Annotated in this window: 25 protein-coding genes; 6 read left to right on the top strand and 19 right to left on the bottom strand. The window is 63.0% G+C overall.

Annotated elements, in window-relative coordinates; genetic code table 11:
- Positions 1-90: 90 nt before the first annotated feature.
- Genes GA0116996_RS02005 through GA0116996_RS01990 form a run of 4 tightly spaced genes read left to right on the top strand, consistent with a single transcriptional unit; the run spans position 91 to position 4,481 of the window.
- Positions 91-1,137 carry a DegT/DnrJ/EryC1/StrS family aminotransferase gene (locus tag GA0116996_RS02005; protein ID WP_244159744.1) on the top strand — a complete coding sequence of 349 codons (1,047 nt, stop codon included), beginning with the start codon at positions 91-93 and terminating at the stop codon, positions 1,135-1,137.
- Positions 1,125-2,294 carry a glycosyltransferase family 2 protein gene (locus GA0116996_RS02000; RefSeq protein ID WP_244159743.1) on the top strand — a complete coding sequence of 390 codons (1,170 nt, stop codon included), beginning with the start codon at positions 1,125-1,127 and terminating at the stop codon, positions 2,292-2,294. Before GA0116996_RS02005 ends, GA0116996_RS02000 begins: the two co-directional genes overlap by 13 nt.
- Before the next feature lie 8 nt (positions 2,295-2,302).
- On the top strand, positions 2,303-3,406 hold the full coding sequence (locus GA0116996_RS01995) for a class I SAM-dependent methyltransferase (protein WP_244159742.1): 1,104 nt from the start codon (positions 2,303-2,305) through the stop codon (positions 3,404-3,406).
- Entirely contained in the window at positions 3,399-4,481 is a 1,083-nt protein-coding gene (locus GA0116996_RS01990; RefSeq protein ID WP_092306808.1) for a glycosyltransferase family 4 protein, read from the top strand. Before GA0116996_RS01995 ends, GA0116996_RS01990 begins: the two co-directional genes overlap by 8 nt.
- Positions 4,482-4,590: 109 nt before the next feature.
- On the opposite strand, the gene GA0116996_RS01985 is transcribed toward GA0116996_RS01990, so the two are convergent.
- The 12 genes from GA0116996_RS01985 to rfbB all read right to left on the bottom strand — a co-directional run bounded on the left by GA0116996_RS01985 (position 4,591) and on the right by rfbB (position 17,359).
- The gene (locus GA0116996_RS01985) at positions 4,591-6,918 is read right to left on the bottom strand and encodes a glycosyltransferase (RefSeq protein WP_092306806.1); all 2,328 of its coding nucleotides are present in this window, start codon (positions 6,916-6,918) and stop codon (positions 4,591-4,593) included.
- Positions 6,919-6,963: 45 nt separating this feature from the next.
- Positions 6,964-7,710, bottom strand: a complete 747-nt coding sequence (locus GA0116996_RS01980; protein WP_020384481.1) for an ABC transporter ATP-binding protein — start codon at positions 7,708-7,710, stop codon at positions 6,964-6,966.
- A gap of 14 nt (positions 7,711-7,724) precedes the next feature.
- Positions 7,725-8,507, bottom strand: a complete 783-nt coding sequence (locus GA0116996_RS01975; RefSeq protein ID WP_092306804.1) for an ABC transporter permease — start codon at positions 8,505-8,507, stop codon at positions 7,725-7,727.
- A 213-nt stretch (positions 8,508-8,720) separates the two neighbouring features.
- On the bottom strand, positions 8,721-9,812 hold the full coding sequence (locus GA0116996_RS01970) for an MraY family glycosyltransferase (protein ID WP_092306802.1): 1,092 nt from the start codon (positions 9,810-9,812) through the stop codon (positions 8,721-8,723).
- A complete protein-coding gene (locus tag GA0116996_RS01965; RefSeq protein ID WP_092307344.1) occupies positions 9,805-10,602 on the bottom strand; it encodes a glycosyltransferase family 2 protein in 798 nt (265 codons plus the stop codon). Before GA0116996_RS01965 ends, GA0116996_RS01970 begins: the two co-directional genes overlap by 8 nt.
- 10 nt (positions 10,603-10,612) lie before the next feature.
- A complete protein-coding gene (locus GA0116996_RS01960; RefSeq protein ID WP_244159741.1) occupies positions 10,613-11,656 on the bottom strand; it encodes a glycosyltransferase family 2 protein in 1,044 nt (347 codons plus the stop codon).
- A gap of 29 nt (positions 11,657-11,685) precedes the next feature.
- Positions 11,686-13,074: a glycosyltransferase family 4 protein gene (locus tag GA0116996_RS01955; protein WP_141693706.1), complete on the bottom strand. Its 1,389-nt coding sequence runs from the start codon at positions 13,072-13,074 to the stop codon at positions 11,686-11,688.
- Positions 13,071-13,904: a glycosyltransferase gene (locus tag GA0116996_RS01950; RefSeq protein WP_092306796.1), complete on the bottom strand. Its 834-nt coding sequence runs from the start codon at positions 13,902-13,904 to the stop codon at positions 13,071-13,073. Before GA0116996_RS01950 ends, GA0116996_RS01955 begins: the two co-directional genes overlap by 4 nt.
- Positions 13,905-13,953: 49 nt before the next feature.
- Positions 13,954-14,505 (bottom strand): dTDP-4-dehydrorhamnose 3,5-epimerase, encoded by a 552-nt coding sequence (gene rfbC, locus GA0116996_RS01945; RefSeq protein ID WP_092306794.1) that lies wholly within the window; start codon positions 14,503-14,505, stop codon positions 13,954-13,956.
- Entirely contained in the window at positions 14,502-15,380 is an 879-nt protein-coding gene (rfbA, locus tag GA0116996_RS01940) for a glucose-1-phosphate thymidylyltransferase RfbA (protein WP_092306792.1), read from the bottom strand. The genes rfbC and rfbA overlap by 4 nt, the downstream gene beginning before the upstream one ends.
- Before the next feature lie 10 nt (positions 15,381-15,390).
- Positions 15,391-16,305, bottom strand: coding sequence for a dTDP-4-dehydrorhamnose reductase (gene rfbD, locus GA0116996_RS01935; RefSeq protein ID WP_092306790.1), 915 nt, complete (start codon positions 16,303-16,305; stop codon positions 15,391-15,393).
- On the bottom strand, positions 16,295-17,359 hold the full coding sequence (gene rfbB, locus GA0116996_RS01930; RefSeq protein ID WP_092306788.1) for a dTDP-glucose 4,6-dehydratase: 1,065 nt from the start codon (positions 17,357-17,359) through the stop codon (positions 16,295-16,297). Before rfbB ends, rfbD begins: the two co-directional genes overlap by 11 nt.
- 231 nt (positions 17,360-17,590) lie before the next feature.
- Between rfbB and GA0116996_RS01925 the strand changes: the two genes are divergently transcribed.
- A complete protein-coding gene (locus tag GA0116996_RS01925) occupies positions 17,591-18,439 on the top strand; it encodes a symmetrical bis(5'-nucleosyl)-tetraphosphatase (RefSeq protein WP_092307342.1) in 849 nt (282 codons plus the stop codon).
- 35 nt (positions 18,440-18,474) lie between these two features.
- Here the strand turns inward: GA0116996_RS01925 and GA0116996_RS01920 are convergent, their stop codons facing one another.
- The 7 genes from GA0116996_RS01920 to GA0116996_RS01890 form a co-directional block, all read right to left on the bottom strand.
- Complete coding sequence (locus tag GA0116996_RS01920; protein WP_092306786.1) at positions 18,475-19,308, bottom strand: lysophospholipid acyltransferase family protein; 834 nt, start codon at positions 19,306-19,308, stop codon at positions 18,475-18,477.
- Positions 19,305-20,588: a dihydroorotase gene (locus tag GA0116996_RS01915; RefSeq protein WP_012353627.1), complete on the bottom strand. Its 1,284-nt coding sequence runs from the start codon at positions 20,586-20,588 to the stop codon at positions 19,305-19,307. The genes GA0116996_RS01920 and GA0116996_RS01915 overlap by 4 nt, the downstream gene beginning before the upstream one ends.
- A 71-nt stretch (positions 20,589-20,659) precedes the next feature.
- A complete protein-coding gene (locus tag GA0116996_RS01910; RefSeq protein WP_092306784.1) occupies positions 20,660-21,631 on the bottom strand; it encodes an aspartate carbamoyltransferase catalytic subunit in 972 nt (323 codons plus the stop codon).
- A gap of 106 nt (positions 21,632-21,737) precedes the next feature.
- The gene (pyrR, locus tag GA0116996_RS01905; protein ID WP_092306782.1) at positions 21,738-22,274 is read right to left on the bottom strand and encodes a bifunctional pyr operon transcriptional regulator/uracil phosphoribosyltransferase PyrR; all 537 of its coding nucleotides are present in this window, start codon (positions 22,272-22,274) and stop codon (positions 21,738-21,740) included.
- Entirely contained in the window at positions 22,271-22,696 is a 426-nt protein-coding gene (ruvX, locus tag GA0116996_RS01900) for a Holliday junction resolvase RuvX (RefSeq protein ID WP_010813827.1), read from the bottom strand. Before ruvX ends, pyrR begins: the two co-directional genes overlap by 4 nt.
- Positions 22,689-23,261 carry a YqgE/AlgH family protein gene (locus tag GA0116996_RS01895; protein ID WP_025583981.1) on the bottom strand — a complete coding sequence of 191 codons (573 nt, stop codon included), beginning with the start codon at positions 23,259-23,261 and terminating at the stop codon, positions 22,689-22,691. The genes ruvX and GA0116996_RS01895 overlap by 8 nt, the downstream gene beginning before the upstream one ends.
- 102 nt (positions 23,262-23,363) lie before the next feature.
- Positions 23,364-24,071 (bottom strand): pseudouridine synthase, encoded by a 708-nt coding sequence (locus tag GA0116996_RS01890; RefSeq protein WP_092306780.1) that lies wholly within the window; start codon positions 24,069-24,071, stop codon positions 23,364-23,366.
- Positions 24,072-24,208: 137 nt separating this feature from the next.
- Between GA0116996_RS01890 and GA0116996_RS01885 the strand changes: the two genes are divergently transcribed.
- Complete coding sequence (locus GA0116996_RS01885; RefSeq protein ID WP_092306778.1) at positions 24,209-25,768, top strand: cryptochrome/photolyase family protein; 1,560 nt, start codon at positions 24,209-24,211, stop codon at positions 25,766-25,768.
- Positions 25,769-25,773: the final 5 nt, after the last annotated feature.

The raw sequence follows: 25,773 nt of genomic DNA, 5'->3' as shown, positions 1-25,773 counted from the left end.
TTATTCCTGACATTGTTCAGCTCCTTGCTTCCTTCCATGGCTAATCATCTTCCCGCGTCGCAGGCCCCCATCAAAGTACTGGTTCCCCACTTGCCTGAAGTCGCAGCCTTGCTGCCCTATCTGCGACGTATCGATGAGAACCGCAGCTACAGCAACTATGGCCCACTGTATCGTGAATTCGTTGCTCGGCTGAGCGCGCTGACGGGTGCGAAAGGAGTAACGATCACGAGTAACGGCACGACCGCGATCGAACTTGCATTGCGCTCGCGATCAACGCCGGGCAGGCGCTATTGCCTGATGCCTTCCTACACGTTTATTGCAAGCGCCCATGCCGTTTGCAATGCCGGGCTTACGCCTTATCTGCTTGAAGTCGATCCCGACAGTCTCGCCCTTACGCCTGAAATCGCAGAAGCGGCGCTTGCCACCGTGCCCGAGCCGCCGGCGGCCGTGCTGGTGGTGAGCGCCTTCGGTGCGCCGCCTGATTTCAAGGCCTGGGCGGCATTCGAGGCACGACATGCCATCCCGGTGGTATTCGATGCCGCCGCCGCGGTTACCGCGATTTCCGACGTTGGCGCACAACCCGCCTGCGTAAGCCTCCATGCCACCAAGGTGCTCGGTATCGGCGAGGGTGGCGCCATCCTGACCGCCGACACCGAACTGACTGCCCGGACGACGGCGATGACCGGTTTCGGTTTTATGGGTGTCGAGCGGCTGTCGAGCATCCGCGGCGGCAACTACCGGATTTCGGAATACAGTGCAGCGGTGGGCCTGGCTGCACTGGACGCCCTGCCGGAGCGTCTGCGCGCGCTGCGCGATCTCACTGAAGCCTATCGACACCGTCTCGAGGGCAAGGCAGCCGTGTTGCAGCGCGGCGTTGGCGTGAAGTGGGTGACCATGACGCTGAATGTGACGATTCCCGAGCAAGACGTCGCTGGCACCATAGAGCGGCTCGATGCCGCAGGCATCGAATGGCGTCGCTGGTGGGGATTGGGTTGCCACCGGCATCCGGCATTTGCCGACGTTCCGCGCGCAGATCTGTCCGGCACCGACAAGCTGGCCGCCCGCGTGATTGGCTTGCCCTTCCATGACAACCTTTCCGACGCCGACCTCGACCGGATCACAGCATGCCTGAAATGAACGGCCAGCCGCTGCTTTCCTATATCGTCCTGTCATATAACTACGAAGAGTACATTGGCACGACACTGCGCTCCATCCTGGAACAGACAGTCCAGGACTTTGAGATCGTGGTGGTGGATGATTGCTCGCGTGACCGGTCGGTCGAGGTGGTCCGCAGCTTCAATGACCCCCGCATCCGCCTCATTGTCAACGAACACAATCTCGGCGGCGCAGGCAGCTACAACCGTGCGGTGCAAGCGGCCCGCGGAACTTGGCTGGTCAATTTGGACGCTGATGACTGGATCGCGCCCAACAAGGCAGAAATCCAGCTGCGCGCAGTCCAGAAGGATCCTCGCCTCGACATCATTGGCACCCACGTCAAGATCCTGGACCACGAGGGCAAGCCGCACCCCGATGCGCCCTCCCTCGAAGCTGGCATCAATCAGCCTCATAACCTCAACCTGGTACAAAACTGGGTTGGCATGAACTGGCTGTGCCGGTCATCGAGCATGGTACGTCGCGAAGCGCACCTTCGTATCGGCCTGGACGACGCGGCCATGGTACGTGCCCCCGACTACGAGTTGTGGACGCGCGCCCTACGCATGGGGTGCAAATTCGCAGTCGTGCCTCAGCAATTGACCTTCATGCGTCTGCACAAGCGCGGCGTCACCCACGCCGACCCGCTCGGGCAGTTCCTTGAACTCAGTTACGCCATGATGCGCAACCTGATCCCGCTGGCCGAAGCGCGCGCCCTTCATCCGACCGTCGAGAGCATCATCGCGTGGGTAGCGCGACACGGGGAGTTGTGCAAGTTAGAACCCAGGCACGCCTATCGCCTGCTGGGCATTGTCCTGGCAACACCTGAATTTCCCGACTTTACGGCCTTCCGCAGCGAGGTGCTGTCCGACGAGCCGGACAATGCCCTGGTACGCGCCGGACGCCGTGCGCTTACTACATACCGGGAAGGTTCGCCGGGGTTCGCCTATGCCAATAAGCTGGAGCGGGATATTGGCGAGTTCATCCATGCGCGGAATTACTGGCAAGCACAGGCCGAGCATTGGGAACGGGTCTATCACATGCGGCGGACCCGATACACCCCACGGAGAATCGCCGCAGCCTTGCTGCGGCGCGCCAAGATTGCCCCTGAGCTATTACGGAAACTTGACGGCTACCGATGACGCAAAGTATGGAACGCCAGAGCGGCGCTTTCGAATGCAATGTATGTGCCGAGCGGCACTATTCTCATACTGCAATGCGTGGCGACGGCCGGCGAATCCTGTTTTGCGCAAGTTGTGGCATGGGAATGATCGAGAACCCGCCTGCGGATACCAGTGTCTTTTATCAGGACGGCTATTACGGCGGCGCAGCTCACCTGGAAGTTGGCTACGCCGATTATGCCTTCACCGCTGAGCATGCACTGTTATGGGCAAGGCTGTTGGTGCAGGCACTGATCGGCGGCGGTCGCGTCCTGGATGTGGGCTGTGCCGATGGCTTCATGCTGCGCGGCCTCGGCGCGGCCTACGAGACTTACGGCATCGAAGTCAATGCGCACGCTGCCGAACGGGCGCGCCAGGGCGGCGTGACGATCATCGGTAACGATGTGCTGGCGGACTTGCGGCGCGATGAGTTCAGGCGCCACTTCGACGTGATCACTTCGATTGCGACGTTCGAGCATGTGCTGGATCTGCGCGGTGCCTTCCGTGCCTGTCTGGAGGCGCTGAAGCCCGAGGGCGTGTTGATCTTCGAGATTCCCTTGATGTCGCAAACGCGCGACAACAAGGATTGGCTGGAAGGGTCGTATGAGCATATCTACTACCCGACCGTTCGAGGTATCGAAACCCTGCTCGGCACCTTTCCCGGCTATTCCTTCACCGGCTTTGAATCAGACATCAAAGGCTATAGCTCGACCTACATCGGTGCCGTGGCAAGCGACCCGGGAGTTTTTGCCAGGGTCGAACATCTGTTCCGCTGCATGAGGCAGGACACCCCGTCCGGGCTGAATGAACAGGAAAGCAATGTGAACGTGGCCTACCAAGTAGTCCACTCGTTCCGCCCTAGCCCTGAACGCATCCTCGCCCTGCCTCCGCTCATCGAGAAAACCTGCAGCCCCAGACTGCTTACGCACCTGATGCAACTCTGGTATGCGGATTGCACAGATGCAGCCAACGCGGAGTGGTACAAGACGCAGGCAGCTAACTGGAAGGCTTCGTTTGACAACTTGCAGGATGTGCATTCGAAGCAAACTCGATACTTGCAAGCATTAGAAGAAAGCAAAAAGACTGATGAGTAATCCGAGAATCCTGGCCCTTCTTCCGTTCCTGGTTAAAGGAGCATTGTCTCTTCAGGTGTTACGGGAGATGCGCCGCCGCAATTTCGACGTAACGGTGGCGTTCTGCTCCGACGCCTCGTCCGTCTACACACCGGACGATATGGAGGATTTTCGCGCCGACAAGCAATTGCTTGATCTGAGCGCCGTGCCGCATCACGACGCCCTTGATGTTGTGTGGAGAGAGATGCAACGTCGGGCTACCGGCCTGGTGCTGCAGATCGGTGCGCCGCTGCTCTACCATCACCTTCCTTACTGGAAGGAGCGCAATCCGTCGCTACGCATCGTCGATACGCTGTATAACGAGATCGGCCATACCCTGAACCACTTTCTCTATGAGCAGTGCATCGACGGCGTGATCGTCGAAACCGAGCACATGAAGCGGTTCGTGGAACGAAACTCGGCAAAGGCGGACGCAAGGGTGCGGATCGTTCGGAATGGCATCGACACCGAGTGGCTGACGCCTGCGGCCGAGGCGCCCTCCGGAAACGGGCTGGTGGTGGGCTACGTGGGGCGGATGTCGCCGGAAAAGAACCCGCTCGGCTTTATTGACCTGATCGAAAGGATATATCCGCAATTGCCAGACGCCCGCTTTGTGCTTGCGGGCGACGGCGCCCAGACGGATGAAGTAAGGCGTCGGGTTCAGAAAAGTCCAGCAGGCGGCCAGCTGCAGTATCGCGGCTACGCGTCTGATGTAAGAGCCGTACTGCAGACCCTTGATGTACTGGTGTTGCCGTCCAAGCTGGATGGGCGGCCCAATATCGTGATGGAAGCCAATGCCTGCGGCATCCCCGTTATCGGAGCCCCGGTGGGCGGTGTTCCTGAACTGATTACCGAGGGAGTAAATGGCTTCCTGGCGCACCCTGCGGAGTCAGACCGCATCTTGGGCATTCTGTCCGCGTGGCGGGAAAATCCGGCTGAACTGACACGAATTAAGCAAAGCTCTCGTCAGTATGCGGAGCGGCACTTCAGCCGCCAGCAGATGATGGACAGCTATGATGATGTCTTTCGAGAGCTGGGCGAGAAAGCACCCCACTGATTGCACGCCCGGGCCTATTTGATCGGCACAACCGCTGTGGCAGCTCACCGTGCTCACGGCGCTGCCACAGCGGCTTGCGACCACACGCGACGGCATGGCCGCGCGTCCGCTAGCTTCCCGAGTATGACGGCAGGCGCGCGAGATGCTCTCGGAAGGCTTCCTGGGAATGGTTTGCCTCGATCAGGCTCAATGCGCGAGCCCGTTCATGCAAGAGCATGGCTGGCGCCGTCAGAAACTGACGAATGCGGGCAACATAACCTTCGACGTCGTCGAAACGCTCCAGCAGGAAACCACTGCCGGCAGGAATGGCTTCGCTGATTCCGCCGATGTCGGGGGCCAGTACCGGCAGGCCCGAAGCCTGGGCCTCCAGCACCACGTTAGGAAGGCCATCCCACTGCGTCGTATAGAGCAACAGTGCATAGTTTTCTGCCGGCACGCTGTCGAAGCCTTCGTAGGCGCCCAGAACGGAAACATTGCGCATGCGCCTCAACGCCGCAAGCACGGCGAGAATTTCCGGCGGCGTCGACAGCGTGGGAGAGCCGTAGACGTCGAAGTGGCACTCCGGCAAGCGTTGAGCAATCTGTAGCAACAGGTCTGGCCGCTTCTCCCTGTCGAACCTGCCTGCCCACAGAATCCGCGGTTTCTGCCGGGCATCGAACTCGAAGCGCGGACGGCTGTGCTGGGGATAACGGAAGCGCTCGAACAAGTCCGGTGGCAGGCCGTACATCGAGATCAGCCGACCGACGAAAGCCTGGTTATCGGTCATCACCTTGGTCAGGTAACGGTACGATGCCTCAAGGGCGCCGCCATAGCCGTATGGCTCCAGCTCTTCGGTGTAATCAAACCCGAACAGGGAGGCATAGAGGCCGCTGTCCTCCGACAAGGCGTTGCCATGACGCACGTACAGGTCCCATGCCGTCGCGCTGTTGATGTTGTGAACTACGCCAGGGCGCAGCTTCAACAATAGTCGAGACAGCAGCAGCCGTTGCTCAATTGGCTGCAGGTGCGGCGCATGGGTGATGCCGAACGGCAGCACGCGAACATCCGCCGGCAAGCGCGACATCCAGGGCGACTCTGTATTCTCGGTGGTGATAACCAGGATCTGCGCCGAAAAATCACGCACCAGGGCATGGATGTGATGCAGGGCCACCAGGTCCGCGCCGCCGCGCTTGAGCCAGGGCAGCATGAAGACGTGGGTGACCGGCCTTGGCCCAACCACCTCCAGCATATCGCGATAGGCGTTTCCCACAGCCACGCTGGCGCGGAAGGTGCGGCGCCGTGCGTCCTTGAAGAACTGGCGGGACGGAAACAGTTGCAACTCGTAGGCGGCCAGCGCGTGCATCTCGTTACGGATCCAAGCCGGCACCTCCGGCGCCTTGAGGTCGCGGCCTTCGCGATCGCCGAAGCGCAGCCAGTGATGCAACCCGGACGCTATCCTTCCCTGAGCCACCGACGCGCGCACATCCTCGTTGGCATCCAGGTAAGCTTCTTCCGACCACGCCTTGACTGTGGCGCGCTGCGCCGGAGTCGGCAGCAGGCGACCTTCCGCACGACCGAACAGCCGCCAGTGGTCCTTGCCGGACTTCATGCTGCGCGCGCGCACGGCGTCCCGGACGTCAGGATGGACCCGAAGATAGGCTTCCTCGTCCCAATCCGCGTCGACGGCGCCCGCGGCTAGCGTATCCGTCGCTTGTACCGATTTACCTTCCAGCCCCAGCAATTGCGCATGGTCGAACAGGGGTGAATGCCGGATGAGCCGCGAGCGCTCCGTCGCCGCCGCGTTACGGCTGCCCGAGACCTTCAGCCGGATGAAGTGCGCCGTATCGGCGGCAACGACGTGCATGAGGCCCGCGGCAATGGTGTCGCAGTTCCAATGCCAGTCTTCATAGCCGAAACCGGAGTCCGCCGGCGTATCGCGATAAGGAATCGTCAAAAGCGTCTCGCGCCGCACCACACATAATGCGGTCCAGGCATTCTCGACCAGCAACTGTGACGCGCGAAAGCCGGTATCGCGCTGGTCCGGATGCCGCAGGATCCAGCGCTCCGCGCCGAAGTAGACGTTATAGTCGGGATGGACGATATAGGCGGGATTCTCGCGGGCTTGCCGCAGTGCGCTGGCCAGCCAGTTTTCGGAGCAGAGGTCGTCCCCGTCAAGGATGGCAATGTACTCGCCGCGGGCCTGTCGAGCGCCGTGATTGCGCGCAAGCCCCGGGTCGCCGAAGTCGGTTGACAGAATCCGCGTATCCGGGGGAAGGTGCGGACTACGCTGAAGATATTGCAGCGTTTCGCCGTCGGCTCGGTCCGCTACCAGCAACAGCTCCGTGCGCGCTCCGTTGGCAGCAGCGAAATACATCGCACGTCCGATGCTGGCCAGGGTCTTGTGAGCAAGAATGCCTTCGTGGTGCAGCGTAACGATGCACGAGATATCAACCGTCATACGGACATCTTGATCAATTTGATTCGGCCACGACCCGGAGCGAGGTTAGTGGTTGGCTTCGTAGACCGGCAAGACTTCCTCGACCGCTCCCGCCATGCGAATCTTTCCATGCTCCAGCCAGATGACCTTGTTGCACATCTTGCGAATCACTTCGTTCGAATGGATGGCCAGCACCACGATCTGGGCGCGATTATGCAAATCATGCAGGCGCGCATTGGCCTTGTCCTGGAATGATGCATCGCCAACGCCGATCACCTCGTCAAGCAGCAGGATATCCGCGTCCACGGCTGTCGACACCGCAAAAGCCAGCCGCATGCGCATGCCGCTGGAGTAAGTGCGTAGCGGCAGGTCGAGCGAATCGCCGAGGTCGGTGAATTCGGCGATGTCTTTTTCCTTGGCGCGCAGTTCGGCGTCGCTCATGCCGAGCAGCAAGCCGCGCAAGCGGATGTTCTGGTAGCCCGTCGAGTTCTCGTCCATCCCGAGGCTGATGTCGAGCAGCGGCACCGCCTTGCCCTGACGGTCATAGCTACCCGAGGTAGGCGCGTAGATGCCGGCCAGCAGCCTGAGCAGGGTCGACTTGCCGGCTCCATTGTGGCCGATCAGGCCAACACGATCGCCTGGCTCAAGCCGGAGATCGATACCGTCGAGTGCCTTGACTACGACCACGCCGGTAGCTTCTTCCGCGATCTGGTTACGCCGTCCGAGTCGCAGCACGCGCTTCTTCAGCGAACGCCCCTGGACGTCGTAAATCGGAAGCTCGAGGCGGACATTGCGAAGTTCTATATATGCCATGTTACTGAATTCGTTCACACCCAATACGGAATGCGCTTGAGATAACGCCCGGTCAGCCACAGCGCAGCAGTCCAGCCCACCACAGCCATGCCCAGCGAAACCCCCCAGGTAAGCATTGTCGGAAACTCGCCCACCAGCGGCGCGCGCACCAGATGCAGCAAATAGGAGAGCGGATTGTAGTCAACGATCCAGGAAAACCGGACCAGCGCATCCGGCCGGTACATGATCGGGGTGACATAGAAAGCCACCTGGAACAGCGACGAAATGATCTGCGGCAGGTCGCGGAAACGCGCAGACAACAAGCCCGAAATCATCGCCATCCACATTGCATTCAGCACATACAGCAGGAGTGCCGGAATGAACAATGGCAACGTGGCCCAATTTTTCACGCCAAATATGATCAGCAGCGCCACCACAATAATAAAGTTATGGCCCAGGATAATCACGTTGCGCCACATAACCTGCAGCACGTATAGCAATTTTGGCGTGGCGGCCTGGCGGATGAAGTGGGCATTATGGATATAGACGACCGCGCCCTCGTTCACGATCGTCGCGAGCAGGAACCACATCACCAGCCCGATGCTGAGAAATGGCAGGTACTCACGCAGTTCCTGGCCGAACAAGGTGCCGTACACGGCACCGATCGACGCGATCATGATCGCCATGCTGATGGTCAGCCAGAACGGTCCAACCGCCGAGCGCGCGTAACGCTGGCGAATTTCGATCCAGCCAAGTAACGACCAAAGGCGCCAGGAGGCGACGCTCTCCCGGAGGTCATCGATTGCAGTCAAAAGCATAGGGGTTACCAAGAAAGTACGATGCTGCGCCGGTTTCCCGGCGCGGTGAAGCGGAATCAACCAACGCGGCGACGGATTCGCCGGCGACTTCTGCCTCGCCGCGAAAGGCGCCACGATACCATAAAGACTTTGCCGTCAAGCCGCCAACGCAGCCCATTGGGCGACGCGCGCGGCGGCCTCGCTCGAGCCGCTCGAAGCAGGTTGGGCACGCCCTCACGGCGCCGGCATCCGCGGCTTGCGGCCCTTCAACATCCGACGCCCGATCCGGATAAACCGCCACGCATTGCGGGTTACCATCAGATGTGCGCCCGTCACCGCAAGAAAGGCCAGGAACAAGGCCTGCTCCGAGACCCCCATTTTCCAGCCGAGCACGCCGACAAAACCCATCAGAGCATTGCTCAGCACAATCAGCCACACGATCGTGCCGTGGCCAATATCCAGCCGCAGCAAAATATGGTGCAGATGGGTACGGTCCGCCGCGAGCGGATTCTTGCCCTTCATCGCACGCCGCACCACCACGGCGAGCAAATCGATCAGCAGAAAGCCGAGAATCCACAGCATCACCACGGGGGGAATCCTGGCCCCGCTGTTATAGACGGGTTGTGACAGCTCCACGGCGAACCATACGATGCCGAAACCGAGCATCAGGCTGCCGGCGTCTCCCAGAAACACCCGTCGCTTGCCGCGCAGCGGATTGCGAATGTTGAAAACCAGGAAACCCAGAATAGCGCCGCAGAAGATTACACAGATGCGCTGTGCCGCGTTGTTGCCCAGCTCGCCCGCTACCACCGCCAGCCAGACAAAGATAAAAAACGCCAGGCCGCCTGCAAGGCCATCTAGCCCGTCGCTCATATTCATCGCGTTTACCACCGAGACCACCGCGAACAACGTCAGTGGGATGCCCCAGTTGAGCAACTCGATCTCGCGGCGCCCGAACAGGTCGCCCAGCGAAGACAGGTAGACGCCGCCCCACGAAGTCATCAGGATCGCAGCAAACAGCTGGACCACCAGCTTGGCTGCGGGCGACATGCCTTTCAGATCGTCGACCATGCCCACCAGCGCAAGCACTGACAAACCGGCGAGCAGTGCCACATAGTAGCCCTGGGTGCGCATGAACATCAGCGCGCCGATCCAGACGGCCAGCGTGATGGCGATGCCGCCCACGAGGGGCACTTCGCCCTGATGCCGCTTACGCATATCGGGACGGTCCATCAGCCCCATGATCGGCGCCAACGGGCGCAGCGCCATGATGGCAAATGCGCATACCAGGAAAACAAAGCACGGCACCCAGAAGAAATCAAACATGCATGGCCCTCTTGTCGTGACCTGAAGCAAAGAACCGGAAGCGCCAGTAGGTGCCGGAAGCGAACAGCCGCAACAGGCTCCCTATATGCCAGCGCAAATATTGCCAGTTGCGCCGGCTAGCGCGCTGTGCATCGTGAATGATGACGGCATTCGGCACCCACGACACATAACCGCCAGACAAATGGATCTTCAGGCAGATGTCGACGTCTTCGCAGTAAAGATGAAAGCGCTTGTCAAATCCGCCAACGCTGCGATAGGTATCTGCATGGAACACCATGCACATTCCCGCGAGCCAGTCGACCTGCTGGATCTTCTGCGAAACCGCATAGTCGGCTTCGCAACGTTTCTTGAGGGTCCTGCGCACAAGTCGGATAACGGAAGGGACACGCCGGGCACTGTCTTCGACGCGTCCGTCAGGCGCCAGCACGCGCGGGCCAGCCACGCCCGGCCATTGCGCAGCACAATCGAGCAGCGGCAGCAGGCTTTGCTGTTCCAGCCTCACATCGGGATTGATCACGCAAAAAAACGGCGCACGGCAATACGTGAATGCAGCATTGTGATTCTCGGCAAAGCCGAGCGGCCCTGTATTGACGATCCACGTCAGCCGAAAATCCTCGGATTCCTCCACCGGAATACGCGGCTCCGGCAGATTCTGCGTGACAATGACCTGCATCCGCACCTGTCGCGAAGCCTCACGCAACTGATGCAGCAACGGCGCGAGCAGGTGACCCTGGCCATGGCTGACGACCGAGACGGTCAGCCGCGGCGTCCATGTCGTCGATGGATGCATGGCCGCGTCCTCAGAGATGAATGACATCTCGTACCATGCCGGCAAAGCCGTCGGCAAATCGGTGATAGCCCCGCGCCTTGTATTCGTGCAGGATGCTGGTCAGCCGCGACACCGGGCCGCGTCCGAAGCCGATACGCCGGACATAGTGGGCGATCGCCTCGTCGACCAGCGCAAGTTTGTCGGCAGCGTCAGGATTCGTTGCGACTAACCTGCCGCGCAGCGCCTGCAAGCGGCGCAATTTGTAGTGCAAGTGTTCGTTGCGGGGCGTTCGTGCCACCCGGATCGCGTATGACGTAAGACGCGAGACGGTGCCGACGGGAATGCCGATCACATTAGACCGATGCTGGCGGTACTGCGTAAGCTTGTCCGCGAGCATGCCGACCTTGCCTTCGGATGCCGCGCACGCCGCCAGCCATTCGTCGTGGATCCAGTCCTCGGCGAACGGCAGGGCCACGTCCAGCAACTGTCTGCGGAACGCGGCGGTCGTGCCCGTCACCAAGTTGCGCCGGCAGTACACTTCGAAGAACTTGCCCTGCATCACCAGAGCCTGTTCCCGTTCCGACAGCCTCAGCGCGGCAAAAAGGGACTTGCCCAGATCGTTTCCCTGCTCATCGATCAGTTCCGCGTCTGAGTGCACCAGCAACAGCTCCGGATCCGCGGCAAAACATGCGAGCAGCGCCCCGACCTTCCCGGCCGTCCAGACATCGTCCTGGTCAGCGAGAAAGATGATGTCGGTATCCAGCGCCCGGATCGCTTGTTCAAAGTTCCGGGTCACGCCGAGGCGCGGATCGTTGCGCAGCAGCGTAACGCGGATGCCGCGTTGTGCCTCGGTCGCCGCTGCCCAGGACTGCAATACCGTCCAGGTGTCGTCGTCCGACCGGTCGTCGCTGATGACGATCTGGTCCGGCGCCACGGTCTGATTGACGATGGAGTCGAGCTGCTGATGGATAAAGGCGCCCGCATTGCAGGTGCACATGGCGACCCCGGAGCTAAGGCTGCGGGCAGTCTCGCGCTCGGCGTCAGTGGATTGCGCGCTGGGGGGGCAGGGATGCATGCAAGAGCTTCAATGGAGGACCAAGACGCTTACGCGGTAGTTCTGACGGGCACCGCGACCGTGCCGGTCTGGCCACTCGCAGGGCGGTCGAAAAGCGGATCCAGTTGCTCGAAGCACGGTGCAAAGGCCGACTGCCAGTCCAGCGGCAGGATGCTGCGCTTGGCGTTGGCAACCCGTTCCGACTCGCTCATCTGGGACGCCTTCACCACGGCGTCGATCATCGCTTCCAGATCGGCCGGCATGCAAAGAATGTTCGCGGAATAGTCTTCAAGACTCTGTTTGGGTCCGTAGCGCGAAGTCACGACGGCGGCACCGGCCAACGCCAGCTCCAGCGGCGGGTAACTGGGGTGCGGCGCCATCATCAGCGACAACGCCACGTCGGTCTTCATCTTCAGCGCGTCGTATTCATCGAGCGTCAGCTTGCCCAGATTACGGATCACCACCCCGGACTCAAGCTGGATATTGGGCGCCGACCCTTCGCCGGCCATCACGACGTCCCACTCTTCGGCTCGCAACAGGCTGCGCGAGAACACCTCGTTCAGGATGCGCAGTCCAAAATAGAACAGGTTGCGCTCCACGCTCGGACGCCCATAGAAGAACAGCGTGCGCTTTGCGCGAGCCGCGCCCTGCGGCTGAGTCCTGGGCAGCCTGGCCACCATGGGCTCAAAATGCAGCACGGGTGTATCTTTCGCGAGCTTGCCGCTTTCACTAATGCATTGCGCCATCAACGACGTATTGCAGACCGCAACAAAATTACCACCGGCGTAGCTCTGCTCGGCCAGCAATTTCTGGTCGCTGTTCGCGTAGAAAATCGGCTCGTAGTCCTGCACCAGATAGATGAATTTACGGCGCAGCGGGAAGGTTGCGGCCAGTGCGGCGTCCCACCAGGCGCTGACCACCAGCTGATCCTCGGGATGCAGGTCCAGGTAGCCATAGAAATTATGGCGGCGCTCCGCGACGCTCAGCACTTCAACCGATGCTGCGCTGACCGGGATGCCGTATTTGTCGAACAGCCCTTGCAGGCGGCTGGCTTCTCCGTTGACAACAGTCTGCACCACGCGCAACGGCATGCCGTGCCGCTGGCTCAGTAATGCGGCAAAGATCAGCGCCGTGGCAGCCCCGCCGAACAGCGATGAATTCGACAAGGTCGGTAGCAAGAGCACCACCGCCGGCTTGCGCCCGGCTGTGGGAAGCGCCGGCATGACCGGCGTGACGGCGGAATTGGCGCCGTAATAGACTTCGGCAAACTGCCTGGCCTTGGCCACCATCCCGTCCCCTGCAACTACCGGTCGCGACTCGATCATGGCGCTCAGCCGATGCTCCGTATCCGAAGCCAGCTGATACAGGCGGTTGGTAGCCTTGCGACCGATAAAGACGAAGCGTCTGATGACGCGTAGCAGGAAAATTCGTTGACTCATGAATGAGCGGCCTTGTTTTTCGTCGGGACGAAGCGGTCCCCCCGTTGCGGGTCGTAACTTTCCAGGTAAGACAAGTACGAGCGGTAAAAATCGTTGAACGGGATGGGCTTGTGCGCCCGCGACTGGCTTTCTTTATGCAAGATGAAGCCGGAGTCAGCTCCTGCCAGCACCGTCTGGTAACCGAGCTTTTCCAGGCGTATGCACATGTCCACGTCGCCGCCGCAAATGATGAAGCCCTCGTCAAACCCACCGATCTCTTCGAACTTTGATCGCTGCACCACGGTGACAGCGCCCGTTACGGCGCTGAGCCGGACATCACCACGAATATCCGGTTCGACACGGCCCGCCTTGCAGTCGTCGAGTACGTCTGCCAACCGACGGCCGACAAACAAATGATCGGCAAGCCCGCCGGAGACCAGGAAAACTCCGCCGTGCTGGATCGTCTTGGCGTCGCCATAGAGCAATACGCAGCCGACCGCCCCAACCGCGGGCGCGTGCGCGCGCTCCACCATCGATTCCAGCAACCCGCGCGAGCGCTCGACCAGTTCGGTATCGTTGTTCAGGAACAGCAGATCGCTGCCCTGCGACTGCGCGACTGCCCAGTTATTCAGCTTCTGGTAGTTGAATGGCTGGTCGTAGATCAGCACGCGCGCGTTGTCATATTTCGCCAGACCTTTCTCAACGGCATTCAACTCTGCTGCCGACGAATTGTTGCTGATCAGCAGAATTTCCCGGCATGCAGGGCCGAAGCGGTACAAGGAGTCGACGCATTGCAAAGTCATCTCCGCCTTGTCTTTGAATGGAATAAGTACGGATAAGTCACTGTGCATGGGCACCCCTTCCTTCTGCCATACCGAACCGTCGCGCGCGTGCGTTCGCTCAGTCAAACAACTCAGCCTGGTCCAGCAGACTGCCATTCTCGTCCTTCTTCGCCAGCACCGGCGCCCCCTCGATCGGCCATTCAATGCCGATGCTGGGATCGTTCCAACGGATGCTGCGTTCAAATTCCGGTGCGTAGTAATCCGTCGTCTTGTAGAGAAACTCTGCCGATTCCGAAATGACGAGAAAGCCGTGGGCAAAGCCTTCCGGAATCCAAATCTGGCGCTTGTTTTCGGCCGATAGCTTCACCCCGACCCACTTGCCGAAATTAGGCGAGCTGCGCCGGATGTCGACCGCGACGTCAAACACCTCGCCCGAGACGACACGCACCAGCTTGCCCTGCGGGCGCTGGATCTGGTAGTGCAGACCCCGCAGCACGCCTTGCGCAGAACGGGAGTGGTTGTCCTGGACGAAATGCCGGTGCACGCCGGTAACTTGCTCGAATTCCCTCGCATTAAAGCTCTCATAGAAGAAACCGCGCTCGTCCCCAAATACCTTGGGCTCGAGAATCAGTACTTCCGGCAGCGAAGTAGGAACAACTGTCACACTCATTTAATCGGCTCCGAAATAATTTGCTGGAGATACTTGCCGTAGCCGTTCTTCAACAATGGCGTCGCCAGTTCGGCGACCTGCTCTGCAGAAATCCATTTGTTGCGGAAGGCGATCTCCTCGGGGCACGCCACCATCAGGCCCTGCCGGCTCTGCAAGGTCGCAATAAAGCTTGCCGCCTCGAGCAGCGAATCGTGCGTACCGGTGTCGAGCCAGGCATAGCCACGCCCCATGATCTCCACGTCAAGCTGTGCCAACTCGAGGTAGCGCTTGTTAACATCCGTGATCTCCAACTCCCCGCGCGCAGAGGGCCGGATATCCGCGGCAATATCGCAGACCTGGCTATCGTAGAAATACAGGCCCGTCACCGCGTAGTTGGAACGCGGCTTCGCCGGTTTTTCTTCGAGCGACAGGGCGCGGAAATTTTCGTCGAACTCCACCACGCCGTAGCGTTCCGGGTCGTGTACGTGATAGGCAAATACGGTAGCCCCGGTCTGCTGGGCCGAAGCGCGCTGCAACTGCGCCACCAGATCGTGACCGTGGAAAATGTTATCCCCCAGGATCAGCGTGCTCGGATCGCCGCCAACGAAGTCACGGCCGATAATGAACGCCTGGGCCAGTCCGTCCGGAGAAGGCTGCACCGCATATTGGAGGTTGATACCCCACTTGCTGCCATCACCCAACATTTCGCTGAAACGCGGGGTATCCTCTGGCGTGGAAATAATCAAAATATCGCGAATACCCGCCAGCATCAGCGTAGACAGCGGATAGTAAATCATCGGCTTGTCATACACGGGCAGTAACTGCTTGGACACCGATCTCGTGATCGGGTAGAGCCGGGTGCCGGAACCGCCAGCCAGGATAATGCCTTTACGCATGGTGTCTAGCTCAGGAGAAGATCTGGTCCAGCAGGTAGTGCATGCCCTGCTGCCAGTCTGGAAGATGGATGCCGAAGGTGTGACGCAGCTTGCTCGTGTCCAGGCGCGAGTTGGCCGGGCGCGGTGCAGGCAACGGATACGCCGTAGCCGGAATCGCTTCGATGCGGGCCGGGTCTACCTTCAGTTCGATGCCTTTGGCGGCGGCGTAGCGCAGCACTTCGCTGGCGTACGCGTGCCAGGTAGTTTCGCCAGCCGCGGCGAGATGGTAAATGCCGGATGCGAATGATGTCCGGTCGCCGGACAGCCAGTGTCGCGCTACCACCTGCGCAGTCACATCGGCAATCAGCGCGGCCGTAGTCGGAGCCCCAAACTGATCGGCAATCACGCGCAGGCTGTCGCGCTCGCGGCCCAGCTTCAGCATGGTCTTGGCAAAGTTGCCACCATGCGCGCCGGCGACCCAGCAGGTGCGGAAGACGAGATGGGCTACGCCGGCCGCGGAAATGGCCTGCTCGCCCGCGAGTTTGCTCTTGCCGTACACCGATTGCGGATTGACTGCATCGGTTTCGACATAGGCGTCCGCCTTGCTGCCGTCAAAGACGTAATCGGTCGAGTAATGCACCAGCAGGCTGCCGAGCGCTTTTGCCTCTGCTGCCAGCACTTCCACAGCCGCGCCGTTGATAGCGTAAGCTAGCTCCGGCTCCGATTCCGCCTTGTCGACCGCCGTATAGGCAGCAGGATTGACGATGACATCGGGCTGGAACTCGCGCACCACGCGACGAATGTCGTCGGGCCGGGTCAAGTCACAGCTCGAACGATCGAGCGCCACGACCTTGCCCAGCGGTGCCAGGCTGCGGCGCAGTTCAAAGCCGACCTGGCCGTTGCTGCCGGTTATAAGAAACGTGGGAATGGCGGCGTTACGCGGCATATTGCTTCGCCACCCAATTCCGATACTCCCCCGACATCACGTCCTGCACCCACGCCTGGTTATCCAGATACCACTGCACCGTCTTGCGCAGGCCGGACTCGAACGTCTCGGCCGGCTTCCAGCCCAGTTCGCGTTCCAGCTTGCGTGCATCGATCGCATAGCGGCGATCATGCCCGGGGCGATCCTTGACGAAGGTGATCTGGTCGCGGTACGAGCCGGCGGCCTTGGGCGACAGTTCGTCGAGCAGGTCGCACAGCGTGTGGACGACGTCCAGGTTCGTCTTCTCGTTCCAGCCGCCAACGTTATAGGTTTCGCCCAGGCGGCCGCGTGCCAGCACCTCGCGGATGGCCGAGCAGTGGTCGCGCACGTACAGCCAGTCACGCACGTTTTTCCCGTCGCCATAAATGGGCAGCGGTTTGCCGGCGAGGGCGTTGGCGATCACCAGCGGAATCAGCTTTTCCGGGAAATGATACGGGCCGTAGTTGTTCGAGCAGTTCGTCGTCAGAACCGGCAAGCCGTAGGTATGGTGATACGCGCGCACCAGGTGGTCCGATGCGGCCTTGGATGCCGAGTACGGGCTGTTGGGCGCGTACGGGGTCGTTTCCGAGAACTGCGGATCGGTTTCGCTCAACGAGCCGAACACCTCGTCGGTCGACACATGGAGGAAGCGGAATTCGGACTTGGCCGGTTCCTGCAAGCCGCTCCAGTAGGCGCGCGCGGCCTCCAGCAGCGTAAACGTTCCGACGATATTGGTCTGGATGAACTCACCGGGCCCATGGATGGAGCGGTCAACGTGGCTCTCGGCGGCAAAGTGCACCACGGCACGCGGCTTATAGGTGGCGAAGAGCTGGTCCAGTGCGGCACGGTCGCAAATATCGGTTTGCGAAAACACGTGGCGGGGATCGTCCTCGACCGATGCGAGGGTCTTGCGATTACCCGCATAGGTGAGCTTGTCGACGTTCACCACACCATCCGCGGACTTGTCGCTCAACCAGGCGAGGACGAAATTGGCACCGATGAAACCGGCGCCCCCTGTGACCAGAATATGGGACAAAACTTGCTCCTTGCCTCGATATGTTTCGATGACCCGGCAAAAGCCGAGCGCCCACCTTGTCCTCTTTTTGGACGGCGGGGCCGTAAGTGCCTGCAGAAGTGGCGGTATTCTATCCGACGGAACGCCCTAGCCTGCGTGGCGGTAGCGCCTTTTTGTAGCCTCATGTAACCGTGCCACGGTATATCGGTCACAAAACTACAAATAGAAGCGAATTTGTTCTCCCTGGACCAGATGCCCAATAACAAAGTTACACACTCAGCACTTTATGCCATCGGCGACCTGCAAGGTTGCGCACCTTCGCTAGGCGCCCTGCTGGCCCGCATGCCGGCGCAGCCGGCCGTGCGACTGGTCGGCGATCTCGTCAACCGAGGCCCCGCCTCTCTCGAAACCCTGCGCACCATCCGCGCCATGGGGGACCGTGCGGAAACCGTCCTCGGCAACCATGACATCCATCTGCTGGCCGTAGCGTCCGGCGTTCGCAAGAAAGGCCGCCACGACACCCTGGACGACATCCTCGCCGCTCCCGACCGTGAGGACTTGCTCACCTGGCTCCGCCACCGCCCACTGGCCCTGCTGGAAAACAACTTCCTGCTGGTCCACGCCGGCGTCCTCCCCCAGTGGACCGCAGACCAGGTGATCGACCTCGCCCATGAAGTCGAAGAACAGCTGCGGGGTCCCAACTGGCAGGGCTTCCTCGCCGACATCTTCGGCAACACGCCTGACCGCTGGCAAGACGGCCTGCGCGGCATCGACCGCTATCGCGTGGTGGTGAATGCCCTCACCCGCCTGCGCTACTGCACGATCGACGGGGTGATGGACTTCAAGACCAAGGATGGCCCGGGCAAGGCGCCGCACGGGTTCATGCCATGGTTCGACGTGCCCGGGCGGCGCACCGAGAATGTGACGGTGGTCTGCGGGCACTGGTCGACGCTGGGCCTGGTCATGCGGCCGAGCCTGATGGCATTGGACACGGGTTGCGTCTGGGGCGGCAAGCTGACGGCGGCGCGCCTGGCGCAGGATCCCGCAGAGCGGACTGTCATCCAGGTGGAGTGCTCGCAATATTGCGATCCGCTGGCGTGACTCGCTATCCCGCGTTGGCGGGGACGACAGGGCGGCTAGCCGATGGCAGCCGACGCCGGCTGCGGCGCGCTGCCCGGTTCTGAGGGCTGATTCAGCCGTTGGGCTGCCGTGGCGGCGTGCTCCGCGGCGCCCTGGCTGAGATGGGCGACGACTTCCCTCGCGGCAGCGGCCAGATCGCGGCGGTCGCCTGAGGCGGGCACCAGGGCCGGCCCGACCACCAGCCGCGCCTTGACCGGCGGCGCGCGCAAGACAGCCTCCAGCGATTGCAGCAGCGTGGTGTCGCCGATATAAGCAGCCGCCAGCGTCGGCTGGCCGGTGGCGGCATCGAGGTAGTTCAAGCCCAGCGGCTGCACCGGCAGCCCGCCCGAAATCGGCGCTTGCATCAGGTTGGCATGGAACGGCAGCACGCTGGTCCCGTCCGTGGTCGTTCCCTCCGGAAACACCCCGACCAGGTCTCCCTGCAGCATCACATCCGTAATGTCATGCAGCACGCGGTGCGCATCCCGCTTGCGCGCGCGTTCGATGAAGATAGTGCCGGTCTTGTCGCACAGCCAGCCGATCAGCGGCCAGCTGCGGATCTCGGACTTGGCGACGAAGCGCACCGGCTGCCAGCTGTGGATGACGTAGATGTCCAGCCACGAAATGTGGTTGGACACCACCATCGCCCCCTGCCGCGCCGCGCCGGTATGCGCGGCGCCGGTGGCGTCGACCACCTCCACCTCGACCCCGCAGATCCGCAACAGCCGCCGCGACCAGCGCCGGATATGCCATTCGCGCGAGCGCACGCCCAGCCATGGAAACAGCAAGGCGCAGGTCAGCAACCCGCGCAGCAGGTGCAGGACCAGTGCGGTCTTGCGCAGCCAGATCATGCCTGGGCGTGGTTGCCGTAGACGACTTGCCCGCCGACCAGGGTCATGCGGACCTTGCCTTCCATTTCGTAGCCGAGCCACGGCGAGTTCTTGCCCTGGCTCTTGAGGGAGCGGCGCTCGACCTTCCACACCTGCTTGGGATCGAACACGCACACGTCGGCGGCGCTGCCGACGGCGAGGGTGCCGGCCTTGAGGCCGATCACGCGGGCGGGTTCGGCGGTGATGCGGGCCAGCGCCTGGGCCAGCGGGACCTTGTGCTCGCTGGCCCAGCGCAGGGTCAGCGGCAGCAGCAGCTCCAGGCCGGTAGCGCCCGGCGAGGCCTCGGCGAAGGGCAGCAGCTTCTCGTCATCGTCAACCGGGGTGTGGTCGGAGCACAGGGCGTCGATGGTGCCGTCGGCCAGCGCGGCGACGATGGCGTCGCGGTCGCGCGGGCTGCGCAGCGGCGGCGAGAAGCGCATCTGCGAGTTGAAGTAGCCGATATCCATGTCGGTCAGCGAGACGTGGTGGATATTGACGTCGCAGGTCACTTTCAGGCCTTCGCGCTTGGCCTGGCGCACCAGTTCCAGCCCGGCGGCGGACGACAGCCGGCACAGGTGGACGCGCGCGCCGGTGCTGCGCATCAGTTCGAAGATGGTGTGCAGGCGCACGGTCTCGGCGATGACCGACACGCCCGACAGGCCCAGGCGCGAGGCCACCGCGCCGCTGGCGGCGACGCCGCCGCCAAGGAACGGGTCTTCCGGGCGCAACCAGACGGTGAAGCCAAAGGTCTGCGCGTATTGCAGCGCGCGCAGCAGCACCTGGGTGTTGCGCACCGGCGCCTCGGCCTGGCTGAAGCCGACGCAGCCGGCCTCGGTCAGCTGGCCCATCTCGGTCAGGGTCTCGCCCTTCAGGCCCAGCGTCAGCGCGCCCAGCGGGTAGACATGGGTCTGGTTCAGGGTGCGGGCGCGGAACTTCAGCATCTCGACCAGGCCGGGCTCGTCGAGCACCGGGTCGGTGTCGGGCGGGCACACCAGGCTGGTCACGCCGCCGGCGGTGGCGGCCGCCACCTCGGACTCGAGCGTGGCCTTGTATTCGTAGCCGGGCTCGCGCAGGCGCGCGGACAGGTCGACCAGGCCGGGGCACACGATCAGGCCCCGGGCGTCGATGACCTTGTTGGCGGTGAAGTCCGCCGGGGCGCTGCCGACGCCGACGATCTTGCCGGCGGCGATGTACAGGTCCTGCGCGGCGTCGGTGTTGCTGGCCGGATCGATCAGGCGGCCGCCCTGGATGTGAATCTTCATAGCTTGGCTTGTCGTGTCGCTGGGCTGGTTCGGTGTGTTCTGGCTGGCGTACGGGGTCGAGCTGTCCGGCATCAGTCGTTGTTCCCGGCGACGATGCCCATCACCGCCATGCGCACGGCGATGCCGAAGGTCACCTGGTTCAGGATCACCGACTGGGGGCCATCGGCCACGGCGGAGTCGATCTCGACGCCGCGGTTCATCGGTCCCGGGTGCATCACGATGGCGTCGGGCCTGGCCAGCGCCAGGCGCTCCGGCGTTAGGCCGTAGGCCTTGAAGTATTCCTGCGCGGACGGCAGCAGCGCGCCGCTCATGCGCTCGTTCTGCAGCCGCAGCATGATGACCACGTCGACGCCCTTGAGGCCCTCTTCCATACTGTGGAACACGCGCACGCCCATCTGCTCCAGCCCGGACGGCAGCAGCGTGCGCGGGCCGATGGCGCGCACTTCGGGCACGCCCAGCGTGGTCAGCGCATGGATGTCGGAACGCGCCACGCGCGAGTGCAGGATGTCGCCAACGATGGCCACCGTCAGGTTGGTGAAGTCCTTCTTGAAATGCCGGATGGTGTACATGTCCAGCAGGCCCTGGGTCGGGTGGGCGTGGCGGCCGTCGCCGGCGTTGATCACGTGCACGTGCGGGGCAACGTGCTCGGCAATCAGGTAGGGCGCGCCCGAGCTGGCATGGCGCACCACGAACATGTCGGCGGACATCGCCGACAGGTTGTTGATGGTGTCCAGCAGCGACTCGCCCTTGCTGGTCGACGAGGCGTTGATGTTCAGGTTCAGCACATCCGCCGACAGCCGCTTGGCGGCGATCTCGAAGGTGGTGCGGGTGCGGGTGGAGTTCTCGAAGAACAGGTTGAACACGCTCTTGCCGCGCAGCAGCGGCACCTTCTTGACATCGCGGTCGGAGTCGGACAGCGAGACAAACTGGCTGGCGGTGTCGAGGATGTGCGTGATCATGTCACGCGACAACCCCTCGATCGACAGCAGGTGCTTCAGTTCGCCGTTCTTGGTGAGCTGCGGGTTGCGGAACGTCTTGGTCATGGCTGGTCGGGCGCGGGCAAAAAACGGGAGGTGGTCTGGTCTCGGGGCAGGCTTGCGGGCTGTCGGGCCGGGCTTCCGGGCGCGCCGGGCGCCCTTCGGTGCGGGTTCAGCCGGTGGCGGAATCGGTGGGTTCGGTGGCGAAGGCGAATTGCGCCGCCGCACCCTCGCCCTGGCGCGACAGCACCAGGGTCGTGCCGGGCGGCAGCGCCATCTCGGCGGCGCACAGGTCGGCGGCGATCGGCAGCTGGCGTCCGCCGCGGTCGACCAGCACGCCCAGCGCCACGCGCGCGGGGCGGCCGTAGTCGAACAGCTCGTTGACGGCGGCGCGGATGGTGCGGCCGGTGGCCAGCACGTCGTCGATCAGCAGGATGTTGCGATCGTCCACGGCAAACGGCAGCGTGGTCGGCTGGGCCTGGCTGTGCAGGCCCTTCTTGGCATAGTCGTCGCGATGGAAGGCAACGTTGATCACGCCGTGGTCGGGCAGCTGCAGGTCCGCCGCCAGCCGCGCGGCAATCCAGGCCCCGCCGGAATGGATGCCGGCCACCGACCAGCGCGCGCGCTCGGCCTCGGGGATCAGCGCCTGCGCCTGGTCCAGCAGCTTGCGGTACAGCGACTCGGCGTCGGGAACGGAAATCTGCGTCATAGCGGGAATTGGTCGAAATACTGTTGCAGAATGATGCGGGCGGCCTCGGCATCGAGTTCGCCGCGGCGGGCGCCGGCCATCGACGCGGCGCGCGAGGTATAGCGCTCGTCCACCCATTCCACCGGCAGGCCGAAGCGGCCGTTGAGCTGGTTGCCGAAGCGCCGCGCCAGCTTCATCGACGGTTGCTCGCCGCCTTCGGGGTTGACCGGCATGCCGACGATCAGCTGCACCGGGTTCCACTCCTGTATCAGCGCGGCCACGGCCTCGAAGCGGCCCTCGACGGTGATATTGGGGAGGATGGTCAGGGCACGCGCCTCGCGCGTGATGAAGTTGCCCAGCGCAACGCCGATCTTTTTTTCGCCGTAGTCGAATGCCAGGACCGTGCCGTCGCGGGGCAGTTCACGCCCCACGGCATCAGGCATGCCCGGCCTCGCCGGACAGCATGGTGAAGTCGATGCCCAGCAGCCGGATGGCGGCGGCAAAGCGCTCGTCGGGCGGCACGCTGAAGATGATCTCGGGATCGGCCTGGACCGTGAGCCAGCCGTTGCGGCTGAGTTCTTCCTCGAGCTGACCGGCTCCCCAGCCGGAATAACCCAGCGTCAGCAGGAAGCGGTGCGGGCCGCTGCCATTGGCCACGGCCTCGAGCACGTCCTTGGAGGTGGTCATTTCCAGCCCGCCGGGCACGGCCAGCGACGAGACATAGACGCCGACCGGGTCGTGCAGCACGAAACCGCGCTCGGTCTGCACCGGGCCGCCGAAGTAGACCGGCTGGTGCGCCACGGGCTGGATCTCGAGCTTGAGGTCGATCTTGTCGAACAGCGTGGCCATGTCGATGTCGATGGGCCGGTTGATCACCAGCCCGAGCGCGCCACGCTCGTTGTGTTCGCAGATATAGACGACGGAACCCGAAAAGGTCGGATCGGCCATGCCGGGCATGGCAATCAGGAACTGATTGGTCAGATTGATGGGTGCTTCGGGCTTCGCCATGCCTTGCATTTTATCAAATCGCCGGGGGTCTTCCGGAAAAGATTGGCGGGCGTCCCAGTGCAGCAATGGGCGCTCCGCCGCCCGCCGCAACCGCGGCCAGGCTCAGGCCTTGCGGGTCAGCGCGGCCAGTTCGTCCGCCGTCAGCCAACGCCACTCGCCTTCGGCCAATGCCGGATCGAGCTGCAGGCTGCCGATGGCGCTGCGATGCAGCGCGTCGACGTGGTTGCCCGCGGCCGCGACCATGCGCTTGACCTGGTGGTACTTGCCTTGCACCAGCGTCAGCCGCAGGCTGCGTTCGCCGGTGATCTCGCAGGCTTCCGCCGCGATCGGTGCCGGTTCGTCCAGCAGCTGCACGCCGCTGCGCAGCGCTTCGGCCTGTTCCGGCGTGACCGCCTCGGCGGTGGTCACTTCATAGATCTTGGGCACCTTGCGCTTGGGCGAGGTCTGGGCGTGGATGAACTGGCCATCGTCGGTCAGCAGCAGCAGGCCGGTGGTGTCGTGGTCGAGCCGCCCCACCGCCTGCACCTCGCGCTGGCGCAGCGGCACCGGCAACAGGTTGTAGACACTCGGGTGATGGCGCGGGCGCTGCGAGCATTCATAGCCGGCGGGCTTGTTCAGCATCAGGTAGGCCTTGGTGCAGGCCAGCCACTCCTCGCCATCGACGGTCAGGCGCAGGCCATCGACGTCGAACTGCGCGCGCGGGTCTTCGCACAGTTCGCCGTTGACCTCGACCAGCCCGGCGGCGATCAGGTCGCCGCAGTACCGGCGCGTGCCAAAGCCCTGGGATTGAAGAATTCGGTCGAGAGTCATGAGCTTCTGTAGAGAATGGGGTAGCGGCATGGCGGCCGGCGTGCCGGCTCCTGTACCGCTATGTTAGGGTATCGGCGCGATCGATCCGGCGTTCCACGAGTTCAGCGCCGGCAAACCCGTCAGACAGGCAAGCGAACATGCAGTCAGCAGCCAACCCGGCCACGTCCCGGCCACCGTACCGGATCGGCAAGACCTTTGCGCGCGGGCTGGTCTGGTTCCGGCGCGACCTGCGCGCCACCGACCACGCGGCGCTGCATTATGCCCTGCGGCACTGCGCGCAGGTGTGGTGCGTGTTCGTGTTCGACCGCGACATCCTCGACCCGCTGCTCGCCCGCGGGCTGCGCGCCGACCGGCGCGTCGAGTTCATCCGGCAATCCCTGGTGGAACTTGCCGAGACACTGGCCGCGGCCGGCGGCGGCCTGATCGTGCTGCACGACCGTGCGCAGACCGCCATCCCGACACTGGCGCGCGCGCTGGACGCCGAGGCCGTCTTCGCCAACCACGACTACGAGCCCGCCGCGAACGCCCGCGACGAAGCGGTGCGCCAGGCGCTGTCGGCGCAGGCCTGCGCGCTGTTTACCTTCAAGGACCAGGCGGTGTTCGAGCGCGACGAGATCCTGAACGGCCAGGGCAAGCCGTTCTCGGTGTTCACGCCGTACAAGAACGCCTGGCTCAGGAGCGTGGAGCCGTTCGACCTGCGCCCTTATCCCGTCGACCCGTACCTGCCGGCGCTGGCGCCGGTGCCCGCCGCGTACCGCCAGCCGGTGCCGACGCTCGCGCAACTCGGCTTTGGCGCCAGCAACCTCGCCGAGATCGCGATGCCTACCGGCGCATCGGGAGCGCAGGCCTTGTTCGGGGAATTCACCGATCGCATGGGCGACTACGGCCGCCGGCGCGACTACCCTGCCCTGCGCGGCCCCAGCTACCTGTCGGTGCACCTGCGCTTCGGCACCATCTCGATCCGCACGCTGGCGCGCACGGCGCACGCAGCCATGCTGCGCGGCGGCGCCGACAGCGCGGGCGCCGCGGTGTGGCTGTCGGAGCTGATCTGGCGCGATTTCTACTTCATGATCCTGCATCACCATCCGCGCGTGGCTGCCGGCGCGGCGTTCCAACCGGCCTATGACGCGATCCGCTGGCAGCACGGCGACACCGGCGAGCGCTATTTCCGCGCCTGGTGCGACGCCGCCACCGGCTATCCGCTGATCGACGCTGCGATGTTGCAGATCCGGCAAAGCGGCTATATGCACAACCGCCTGCGCATGGTCACGGCGAGCTTCCTGGTGAAGGACCTGGGCGTCGACTGGCGCCGCGGCGAGCAGTATTTTGCCGACCAGCTCAATGACTTCGACCTGGCCGCCAACAACGGCGGCTGGCAATGGGCCGCGTCTACCGGCTGCGACGCGCAGCCGTGGTTCCGCATCTTCAATCCGGTGACGCAATCGCAGAAGTTCGATCCGCAGGGCCGCTTTATCCGCAAATACCTGCCGCAGCTGGCGGCCTTGCCGGACAAGTTCGTGCATGCGCCGTGGACCGCGCCGGAATCCGTGCTGGCCGAGGCCGGCGTGCGCCTGGGCGACAACTACCCGCGCCCGCTGGTGCAGCACGACGTGGCGCGCGAGCAAACGCTGCGGCGCTATGAAGCGGTGAAGCAGGTGGCGAAGCAGGAGGTGAAGAGCGCCGGCGCGCAGGACTGAACGCG

It is taken from the genome of Cupriavidus alkaliphilus (genome assembly GCF_900094595.1).
In the GTDB taxonomy this organism is placed as follows: domain Bacteria; phylum Pseudomonadota; class Gammaproteobacteria; order Burkholderiales; family Burkholderiaceae; genus Cupriavidus; species Cupriavidus alkaliphilus.
The sequence above is the reverse complement of the archived record's forward strand: the minus strand, read 5'-3'. Positions and strand labels throughout refer to the sequence as shown.

Excerpts from the sequence above, each read along its gene's own strand:
- GA0116996_RS02000 (WP_244159743.1), top strand. The coding sequence starts at position 1,125 with ATGCCTGAAATGAACGGCCAGCCGCTGCTTTCCTATATCGTCCTGTCA.
- GA0116996_RS01995 (WP_244159742.1), top strand. The coding sequence starts at position 2,303 with ATGGAACGCCAGAGCGGCGCTTTCGAATGCAATGTATGTGCCGAGCGG.
- GA0116996_RS01990 (WP_092306808.1), top strand. The coding sequence starts at position 3,399 with ATGAGTAATCCGAGAATCCTGGCCCTTCTTCCGTTCCTGGTTAAAGGA.
- GA0116996_RS01985 (WP_092306806.1), bottom strand. The coding sequence starts at position 6,918 with ATGACGGTTGATATCTCGTGCATCGTTACGCTGCACCACGAAGGCATT.
- GA0116996_RS01980 (WP_020384481.1), bottom strand. The coding sequence starts at position 7,710 with ATGGCATATATAGAACTTCGCAATGTCCGCCTCGAGCTTCCGATTTAC.
- GA0116996_RS01975 (WP_092306804.1), bottom strand. The coding sequence starts at position 8,507 with ATGCTTTTGACTGCAATCGATGACCTCCGGGAGAGCGTCGCCTCCTGG.
- GA0116996_RS01970 (WP_092306802.1), bottom strand. The coding sequence starts at position 9,812 with ATGTTTGATTTCTTCTGGGTGCCGTGCTTTGTTTTCCTGGTATGCGCA.
- GA0116996_RS01965 (WP_092307344.1), bottom strand. The coding sequence starts at position 10,602 with ATGCATCCATCGACGACATGGACGCCGCGGCTGACCGTCTCGGTCGTC.
- GA0116996_RS01960 (WP_244159741.1), bottom strand. The coding sequence starts at position 11,656 with ATGCATCCCTGCCCCCCCAGCGCGCAATCCACTGACGCCGAGCGCGAG.
- GA0116996_RS01955 (WP_141693706.1), bottom strand. The coding sequence starts at position 13,074 with ATGAGTCAACGAATTTTCCTGCTACGCGTCATCAGACGCTTCGTCTTT.
- GA0116996_RS01950 (WP_092306796.1), bottom strand. The coding sequence starts at position 13,904 with ATGCACAGTGACTTATCCGTACTTATTCCATTCAAAGACAAGGCGGAG.
- rfbC (WP_092306794.1), bottom strand. The coding sequence starts at position 14,505 with ATGAGTGTGACAGTTGTTCCTACTTCGCTGCCGGAAGTACTGATTCTC.
- rfbA (WP_092306792.1), bottom strand. The coding sequence starts at position 15,380 with ATGCGTAAAGGCATTATCCTGGCTGGCGGTTCCGGCACCCGGCTCTAC.
- rfbD (WP_092306790.1), bottom strand. The coding sequence starts at position 16,305 with ATGCCGCGTAACGCCGCCATTCCCACGTTTCTTATAACCGGCAGCAAC.
- GA0116996_RS01925 (WP_092307342.1), top strand. The coding sequence starts at position 17,591 with ATGCCCAATAACAAAGTTACACACTCAGCACTTTATGCCATCGGCGAC.
- GA0116996_RS01920 (WP_092306786.1), bottom strand. The coding sequence starts at position 19,308 with ATGATCTGGCTGCGCAAGACCGCACTGGTCCTGCACCTGCTGCGCGGG.
- GA0116996_RS01915 (WP_012353627.1), bottom strand. The coding sequence starts at position 20,588 with ATGAAGATTCACATCCAGGGCGGCCGCCTGATCGATCCGGCCAGCAAC.
- GA0116996_RS01910 (WP_092306784.1), bottom strand. The coding sequence starts at position 21,631 with ATGACCAAGACGTTCCGCAACCCGCAGCTCACCAAGAACGGCGAACTG.
- pyrR (WP_092306782.1), bottom strand. The coding sequence starts at position 22,274 with ATGACGCAGATTTCCGTTCCCGACGCCGAGTCGCTGTACCGCAAGCTG.
- ruvX (WP_010813827.1), bottom strand. The coding sequence starts at position 22,696 with ATGCCTGATGCCGTGGGGCGTGAACTGCCCCGCGACGGCACGGTCCTG.
- GA0116996_RS01895 (WP_025583981.1), bottom strand. The coding sequence starts at position 23,261 with ATGGCGAAGCCCGAAGCACCCATCAATCTGACCAATCAGTTCCTGATT.
- GA0116996_RS01890 (WP_092306780.1), bottom strand. The coding sequence starts at position 24,071 with ATGACTCTCGACCGAATTCTTCAATCCCAGGGCTTTGGCACGCGCCGG.
- GA0116996_RS01885 (WP_092306778.1), top strand. The coding sequence starts at position 24,209 with ATGCAGTCAGCAGCCAACCCGGCCACGTCCCGGCCACCGTACCGGATC.